Genomic DNA, 1,065 nt, shown 5'->3' on the forward strand with positions numbered 1-1,065 from the left:
TGTATTGCCCTGTGAGGTTCGGAACGCGGCTGGCGGGTGGCTGGCCCTTGAGCGCGGTGTGTCCGCGGTGGTGATTGTAGGTGTGCAGCCAGTCGGGTAGGGCGTCGCGTCGTTCCTGCTCTGATCGGTAGGGGCGGGCGTAGGCCCACTCGTCGAGCAGGGTGCGGTTGAACCGCTCGACCTTGCCGTTGGTCTGCGGCCGGTAGGCGCGCGTGCGCTTGTGCGTGATCCCGGCCGCGGCCAGGGCATCGCGCCACAGGCGGGACTTGTAGCAGGAGCCGTTGTCGGTCAGGACGCGCTCGACGGTGACCCCGCAGGACGCGAAGAACGCCTGCGCCCGCCCCCAGAAGGCGACGGCGGTCTGCTGTTTCTCGTCCGAGTGGATCTCGCTGTAGGCCAGGCGGGAGTGGTCGTCGACGGCGGTGTGCACATAGCCGTAGCCGGCACCGGAACGCGTCTTGCGGCCTGCCTGGCGGCCGAGGACCTTGTGGCCTCCGCCGTCGGGGATGTTGCCGAGCTTCTTGATGTCCACATGCACCAGCTCGCCGGGCTTGGCGCGTTCGTAGCGGCGTATGACGCGGCCGGTGGCCCGGTCCAGGTGCGTGAGGCGGGCCAGGCCGTATCGGCTCAGCACCCGGTGCACGGTGGAGGGCACCAGGTGCAGCAGGCCCGCGATCCGTGCTGGTCCCCAGCGGCGCAGCACGCGGACCTTGATGATCCGCCGCTCGGTACGCGTCGGGGTCCGCCGCGGGCTGGCATGCGGGCGGCTGGAGCGGTCGCCCATGCCCGCCTCGCCGTGCTGCCGGTAGCGGTCGGCCCACCGCTTGGCGGTGCTCACGGAGACCTGGAAGCGTTCCGCGGCCCGCCGCAGGGGCCAGTTGTCGTCCACGACGCAGCGGGCCAGGCGCAGGCGTCCGGTCTCGGTCAGGGGTGCATTACGGTGGGGCACGAGGGCCTTTCTGGTCGCCGGTGCAGATCTCGCAATCCACACCGAGCCAGAGGGCCCTCACCCATTTCAAGATCACACGTCAGTGATCGCTGTCACCAACCTCCGTGGGCAGAACA

Annotated in this window: 1 protein-coding gene; it reads right to left on the bottom strand. The window is 70.0% G+C overall.

Going from position 1 to position 1,065, the window contains the following annotated elements:
* A partial coding sequence (locus ACH5AC_RS38495) for an IS481 family transposase (protein ID WP_398867001.1) occupies window positions 1-949 on the bottom strand: 949 nt, incomplete at its 3' end.
* Between the last annotated feature and the right edge of the window lie 116 nt (window positions 950-1,065).

This window comes from Streptomyces sp. NPDC018693 (genome assembly GCF_044391385.1).
Classification (GTDB): Bacteria; Actinomycetota; Actinomycetes; order Streptomycetales; family Streptomycetaceae; genus Streptomyces.